This window comes from Coriobacteriia bacterium, assembly GCA_013334745.1.
Classification (GTDB): Bacteria; Actinomycetota; Coriobacteriia; order Anaerosomatales; family JAAXUF01; genus JAAXWY01.
The window spans coordinates 1-6,856 of the sequence record JAAXWY010000001.1 but is presented as its reverse complement, the minus strand read 5'-3'; the positions used below and the strand labels follow the sequence as shown (position 1 = coordinate 6,856).

Genomic DNA, 6,856 nt, shown 5'->3' with positions numbered 1-6,856 from the left:
GCCCTTCGCGATGACCTTGGTCACCGGGCACCCCATGTTGATGTCGATCAGCGCCACGTCGCCGCCGTACCACGACACGATGTTGGCGGCCTGAGCGGCCATCATCTCCGGCTCAGCACCGAAGATCTGCACCGCGCATGGCGTCTCATCCGGATCGAACGTCAGCATCGCCCGGGCGACACGGGAGTCCGGGTTGTAGTGCAACCCCTTCGCGCTGATCATCTCGGTGTACGTGAGCCCTGCACCCATCCGCTTGCAGATTCTGCGAAAGGGCGCCTCGGTGACACCAGCCATCGGCGCGAGCAGCACCGGGTTCTCGGCGAGGATGGCGTTGACCTGCTTCATCGCGGTTGGCGGCGCGAGCGCGCCTATTCGTCGACCTTCAGGATAGCCATGAAAGCCTCTTGAGGAACCTCGACAGAGCCGATGTTCTTCATCCGCTTCTTGCCCTTCTTCTGCTTCTCAAGCAGCTTGCGCTTCCGCGATATGTCACCGCCGTAGCACTTCGCGATGACGTCCTTGCGCATAGCGCGCACGGTCTCTCGAGCCAGGATCTTGGCTCCAATCGCAGCCTGGATGGGCACCTCGAACATCTGGCGCGGAATGATCGTCTTGAGCTTCTCGGTCAGCATCTTGCCGCGGTCGTAGGCCTTGTCCTTGTGCACGATGAACGACAGGGCGTCGACGGGCTTGCCGGCAAGCAGGATGTCGAGCTTAACCATGTTGCCCGGACGATAGCCGATGGGTTCGTAGTCGAGGGATGCATAGCCCTTTGTGCGGCTCTTGAGCTGGTCGAAGAAGTCCATGATCAGCTCGGACAGCGGCATCTCGTAGTGCAACTCAACCGTCGTCTTGGAGAGGTACTGCATGTCGATGAAGGTGGCGCGTCGTGAGATGGAGAGGTCCATGACTGCGCCCACGTAATCCGGCGGAACGATGACCGTCGTCTTGAGGAACGGCTCCTCCACGCGATCGAGCTTCGATGGCTCGGGCATGTCTTGCGGTGAGTGGATGACTATTTCACTGCCGTTAGTGAGGTACGCGTGGTACTCGACCGAGGGTGCGGTTGCGAGGAGATCGAGGTCGAATTCGCGCTCGAGCCGCTCCTTTATGACTTCCATATGCAGCAACCCTAGGAAGCCGACACGGAACCCGAACCCCAACGCGTGACTCGACTCGGGCTCGTAGATGAGCGCGGGATCGTTGAGTGTCAGCTTGTCGAGAGCATCGCGAAGCTCCGGATACTGGTCACCGTCGATGGGAAACAGCCCGGTGAAGACCATCGGCTTGACTTCGCGGTAGCCGGGCAGCTGCTCGGTAGCGCCGCCCCTTGCCAGCGTCACGGTGTCGCCGACCTTGACCAGAGCCGGGTCCTTCAGGCCGGTGATGAGGTAGCCGACCTCTCCGACCGTGAGCTCGTCGACCGGCACGTTTGCCGGCCGCCGTACTCCGACCTCCTCGACGTCGGTGACGACGTCTGTGGCCATGAGTCGGACCTTGAGCCCCTTGCTCACGGATCCATCGAACACGCGCACGAGGGCGACCACTCCGCGATACGCGTCGAAGTAGCTGTCGAAGATGAGTGCCGTCAGCGGAGCGTCAGCATGGCCTACAGGTGCGGGCACGTGTCGGACAACCGCTTCAAGTGCGTCACGCACACCTTCGCCCGTCTTGCCGGATGCCAGCACGGCTTCATCGGCAGGCACCGCGAGGCCCTCTTCGATCTCGTGGCGCACTCGCTCGGGATCGGCGGCAGGAAGGTCGATCTTGTTGATGAGCGGGATTATCTCCAGGTGCGCATTCATCGCCATGAGCGCGTTAGCGACAGTCTGGGCTTCGACGCCCTGAGTTGCGTCGACGACGAGGATGACTCCCTCGCACGCCTCTAGCGAGCGGCTCACCTCGTAGGTGAAGTCGACGTGCCCGGGGGTGTCGATAAGGTTGAGCTGGTAGGTCTGACCGTCGTCGGCGTCGTACATGACCCGGACGGCCTGTGCCTTGATCGTGATGCCGCGCTCACGCTCGATATCCATCGAGTCGAGGACCTGCTCCATCATGTCGCGGGACTCGACCGTGTGGGTCAACTCGAGGATGCGATCAGCCAGAGTCGACTTGCCGTGGTCGATGTGCGCGATGATAGAGAAGTTGCGGATGTGGGAGGCTTCAGTCATAGCGGTTGAGTGTAGCAAGCGCGAGGGCTCTTGGGGAGATATCGCATACGAAGAGCCGATTGGCGACGCCCGACGGCGTGTGCTAGACTCTCGTGGTTCATCGCACCCCACTGCGACGGGCACCATCGCTAGTCGTTAACGGAGGAAGACCCACGTGGCAAACATTAAGAGCCAGAAGAAGCGCGTCCTGACCAACGAGAAGGCGCACCAGCGTAATCGCGCTGTGAAGTCCGAACTCAAGACCGCGATTAAGAAGGTTCACGCCGCGGTTGAGGCCGGAGACGCTGACGCCGCCAAGGCCGCAGCACTCACCGCGTCGCGCCTGCTCGACAAGGCCGCCAGCAAGGGCGTCATTCACGCCTCGCAGGCAGCCAACCGCAAGTCCGGCATCATGAAGGCTGCCAACGGCGTCGCTGCCTAGCTGCACACCTTCACAATCCAGCATTCGAAAACGAGTCGGGCATCCCGGCTCGTTTTCATTTGTGCCTCGGACTCGCAGGCGGCCCTGAGCGCGCCAACCAACTCATCGGACGAGTAGTTCTTGGCCTGCCGCGGCAGGTTGCGCACCTGCCAGTCCGGTCGCCCTAAGGCCGCCGCGATAGAAGCAGTGCTCCCCTCGCCACGATCGAGAAGCGCACGAGCAGCGATCAGGTCACGGATCTGGCGAAGGGCCATGGCGTGAATCCCATATACGGACTCGCCATCTCCAACCAGCCGGTCCAGCAACCGCAAAGCGCGAGCGGCATCCCTATCACCGAGCGCAGCACCGAGTTCGAACACCGATGTGGCAGCCGTGGTCGCCGTGATCTGCTCGATGTCGCTCGCAGACACCTCTTTTCGATTGCCGACGAAGGCGACGGCCTTATCCACCTCTGCGGACAGACGCCACAAATCCTGCCCGACCGAGCGGACCAGGAGCTCTGCGCCGTCTCGTGTGATGGTTCGACCGCGCTTGCTGAACATGCTCTGGACTTCGGCGGGTAGCTCAGAGGCTTTGGGTGCGGTCTTGACCACGAGTGAACCGGACTTCTCGGCGGCCTTGTACAAACGAGTGTTCTTTGCCAGCTTCTTGGCGGCGAGAGCGAGGATGGTCGACTCGGCGGGGCTTTGCACGTACGTAACCAGCGCTTCAGCGTCATCCTTGTTGAGCTTCTCAACGTTCCGTACCACAACCAAACGGCGCTCCGATGCGAACGGGAGCGTATTGCAGGCGGCGACGATGTCGTCACCGCTCGCGTTCTCACCGTCGAACATCTCTGAGTTGAAATCGAGATCGGCCAGCTTGCCGACATCCCGCTTGAGCTTGTACAACTCCCTGTCGAGGAGGAGCTCTTGTTCGCTGATGAACAGATACACCGGCCGATAGTCTTTGAGTTCGTTTGCCACGGGGCGGGACTCCGGTCGTCGGGGGTGCATACGGCGCATTACAGACGTCAATCAGTTTCGCACAGAGCGGGTCGATTGGGGCACCGATGACGCGGCGGAAGAGATGCGCCGCGCCGTTCGCACGCCGGCCGTCCGCGGTCACCGAGAATGTGCCATCGTCCGCGATGTGGAGAGTGACGTCGCCTGACTCGTCGGTGCGAATGATGCGCGCGTGGGCCGCCTGCAGCAGGCTGAGCATCTCCGGCGTTGGGTGACCGAATCGGTTTCCCGCACCAACGCTGATCAGCGCCACAAGCGGCGACATGATGCGCAGGCTCTCCGGACTTGCGGCTCCCCTGCTGCCATGGTGACCCACCTTCAGCACATCCACATCGCCGATGGCCGCCGAACCCACCAGCGTATCGAGCACGTCAGACTCTGCATCGCCCGTGAGCACACACTCGAAGGTTCCGCGTCGCACGAGCAGCACCACGCTAGCCGAGTTCTCGGCGGGGTCGTCCACTGAATCCATGGGCCACAGCACACGGACAGTGGTCGCACCGAGCACAAGCTCGCGACCTGCTCGAAGCGTCGAGACATCATCCTCGCCGACGAGTTCGGCGGCGGCCATCGAGAAGTCAGAAGGTGCATCGAGTGCGCCTTCCGGAGCGAACACCGCCCCGACATCGACGACGCCCGCAAGACCGCCCATCCCGCCGTAATGATCTGCATGAAGGTGCGTGACCACCAGCGCGTCCAACCGGCGCACGCCGGCGCGCGCGATCCCCTCCCTCATCGCCCCGGAGGAAGGACCCGCGTCCACCAGGAGCGACCTGCCGCCGTCTCTCAGAAGGATCGCGTCGCCCTGACCGACGTCGAGCATCGTGATGCTCAAACCTCGAGGCGCGGGTGGGCCGATCGCCAAGCCGACGCAAGCGACCCCGATGCAGGCGGCTGCGACCCGTGCCCTGAATCGTGTCGGCGAGGGCCAGATCGCCCAGACGAGAGCTGCAGCGCACAGACAAGCGGCCGAGGCGGTCCACGGCATTGCGGTGGCAACGGCAGCGAACGGTAATGATGCCAATCTGTGCGCCACCCAAACCGAGAGATGGGCAGGCAGCGACGCAAGCTTCAGGAGGGCCGCACCGAGGGCGCCTGACAGCGCACTTCCCGCGAGAGCCAGGAGTCCACCCACCAAGGCTCCCGAGACCAAGGGGCCGACGATAACGTTCGCCAAAGGCGACACGAGAGAGAGCATGCCGAACACCCCGACCGTGATCGGAGCGGTCGCAAGGGTGGCCGCGAGGGTCAAAGCGACGGGTGCGGCAAGCCACTCAAGCCGTCGACCGGTGACCACGCACGCCCACTCCTCAACCAGTCTCCCGAGGAAGACGAGACCCGCGACGGCAGCCACTGAGAGCTGGAAGCCAAGGTCGAATGCGGCGCTCGGTGCGGTCAGCAGTATCCCGCCTGCAGCGACCGCAAGCACCGAGCCTCCATCAGTGCGCCTGCCCACCGCCCATGCAGTGGCCGCAGACACCGCCATCACCCACGCACGCACCGCTGACGGCTGCACCCCCGAGAGCACCACGTATGCCCCGACCACCAGCGCGACGCCAAGACCACGCGGGACGCGACCCAACCCGGCCATCCCGAGCAACCACCCCGCCACAGCTGCTACGACAACCAAGTGGCTGCCTGACACGGCAACCACGTGGGTCAACCCGGTCGTCCGGAAGTCCGTATCGGCCTCAGTCCCAGCGAGACGTCTCCGATCTCCCAGCACGACGCCTGCGAGCAGTGCACCGCCTGCTCCCGGCACCTCTCCCAGCTTACGGGACGCCCAGAGTCGCAGTGGGCCCAGCGCGCCGCGGATAGTCGGCGCCCACGTCACCTCTCGCAGTGCACGAGCTCGGACGTATCCGACCGCACAATCCCGAGACAGGCGTGCGCCGCGTGCGTCTACAGGCGCGGCCTTGAAGTGGCCGTATGCACTCACTGAGGATCCCAGGGGCGGCACCGCGCCTTCCGGCCACTGCATGACCACACGGGCACCTCGTGCGGCGCCGGTGAGCAGCCGACACTCAGAACTGGAGCCGAAGTCGGAGACGGACTCGTCTCCGAGAACCTCGACTTGGAACTGAGTAGGCGCTGAAGCCGAAAGCATGGCTGCCCCACGCGCCCAGACGCCCCACTGCAGCCAACCCAGGGTCGCTCCTGCGAACAAGGCAAGTACGCACACGACCGCAACCAAGCGCCCAGTGCGTACCAGCATGGCCACAACCGGAACCAGCAGGGCGGCACACAACACCACCCATTCCACAGGCAGTGGGCGTCCGCAGTAGGCCTCCCACTGCAACCACTGGCCCACCCAGATTCCGCCCCACAGCGTCAGCGCCACCCACACGAGAGGCGATATCGAGGGCCGAAACGGCCGAATCTTCGCGTCCTCAGTGCACACGGATCAGCGGCGCCAGATCGGCAAGCTTCTTGGGCCCGATACCGGCAACCCTACCCAAGTCCTCGACTGAACTGAACGGCCCGTTGGTCTCCCGCTCGGCCACGATCTTCGTGGCGGTGGCCGGCCCGACGCCGGGTAGCCCGTCCAACTGCTCTGCGGTCGCACTATTGATATCAAGCATCGACCCCGCCGGCGTGGGTGCGGCGCCCCCGGCCGTCGATGCTGCGCCGGAGCCCTGCGCGTACTCGTCGGCGGTGGGGACTAGGATCTGCTCCCCGTCTTGGATGACCCGGGCCAGGTTGACCGCCTCCGGAGCGGCATTCCCGAGAAGCCCGCCGGCGGCATCGACCGCAGCCTGAACCCGGTCACCCGCCTGCAGTGAGTACAGCCCTGGACGCCTGACCGCACCGGCGATGTGTACCCACGCGGCAACTGGCTCACTCGTCTGAATGGATGACGTGGCCGTCGCGCTGCTCGACGGCCCTTCAGAGGACAGGATAGCCGTCGATGCATCGGTGTCGGCGCGTGCTGGCATCCAGCGAGCCAGCGCCAACCCCACTCCAAGTGCAAGCACCAGACCGCAAGCCAGAACCACACGCCCGGACACTCCCGAGATCCCTGCACGGCGTGCGAGTTCCTCGACACCACCTTCAAGCCGTTTCAACACAGCAGCGCCCCCTCCCGCGAACAACGGAGGGGGCGCCGTCGAATCTCCAGGTCGATGGCGGGCCGCGCCTTCAGACGACCCGCAAGTCCACAATCTCGGGGTTCACGAACAGGAACGGCCCCCAGGCGCCGGTGCGCAGCACCAACCGCATGCTGGGCAGCCGAACGTGCTCGGCGAGGTAGACCGCACCCA

Annotated in this window: 5 protein-coding genes and 1 pseudogene (1 of these 6 cut by a window edge); 1 reads left to right on the top strand and 5 read right to left on the bottom strand. The window is 64.3% G+C overall.

Annotated features, from left to right (window positions below; genetic code table 11):
* Together dusB and lepA are read right to left on the bottom strand one after the other, a co-directional pair.
* Nucleotides 1–345 (bottom strand): annotated as a pseudogene (gene dusB, locus HGB10_00030) (tRNA dihydrouridine synthase DusB); it reaches 695 nt to the left of the window's first position.
* A gap of 23 nt (nucleotides 346–368) precedes the next feature.
* The gene (gene lepA / locus HGB10_00025; GenBank protein ID NTU70206.1) at nucleotides 369–2,171 is read right to left on the bottom strand and encodes an elongation factor 4; all 1,803 of its coding nucleotides are present in this window, start codon (nucleotides 2,169–2,171) and stop codon (nucleotides 369–371) included.
* Nucleotides 2,172–2,325: 154 nt separating this feature from the next.
* Between lepA and rpsT the strand changes: the two genes are divergently transcribed.
* Nucleotides 2,326–2,592: a 30S ribosomal protein S20 gene (gene rpsT, locus HGB10_00020; protein ID NTU70205.1), complete on the top strand. Its 267-nt coding sequence runs from the start codon at nucleotides 2,326–2,328 to the stop codon at nucleotides 2,590–2,592.
* Here the strand turns inward: rpsT and holA are convergent.
* From holA to HGB10_00005, 3 genes are read right to left on the bottom strand one after another with little or no spacing between them, the layout of a single operon-like run.
* Nucleotides 2,589–3,527 carry a DNA polymerase III subunit delta gene (gene holA, locus HGB10_00015; protein NTU70204.1) on the bottom strand — a complete coding sequence of 313 codons (939 nt, stop codon included), beginning with the start codon at nucleotides 3,525–3,527 and terminating at the stop codon, nucleotides 2,589–2,591. The two genes, rpsT and holA, sit on opposite strands and share 4 nt — an antisense overlap.
* On the bottom strand, nucleotides 3,412–5,997 hold the full coding sequence (locus HGB10_00010; GenBank protein NTU70203.1) for a DNA internalization-related competence protein ComEC/Rec2: 2,586 nt from the start codon (nucleotides 5,995–5,997) through the stop codon (nucleotides 3,412–3,414). Before HGB10_00010 ends, holA begins: the two co-directional genes overlap by 116 nt.
* A complete protein-coding gene (locus HGB10_00005) occupies nucleotides 5,987–6,664 on the bottom strand; it encodes a ComEA family DNA-binding protein (GenBank protein ID NTU70202.1) in 678 nt (225 codons plus the stop codon). Before HGB10_00005 ends, HGB10_00010 begins: the two co-directional genes overlap by 11 nt.
* Between the last annotated feature and the right edge of the window lie 192 nt (nucleotides 6,665–6,856).

Bases quoted from the DNA above. Each gene is read 5' to 3' on its own strand.
- lepA (NTU70206.1), bottom strand. From the start codon at position 2,171: ATGACTGAAGCCTCCCACATCCGCAACTTCTCTATCATCGCGCACATC.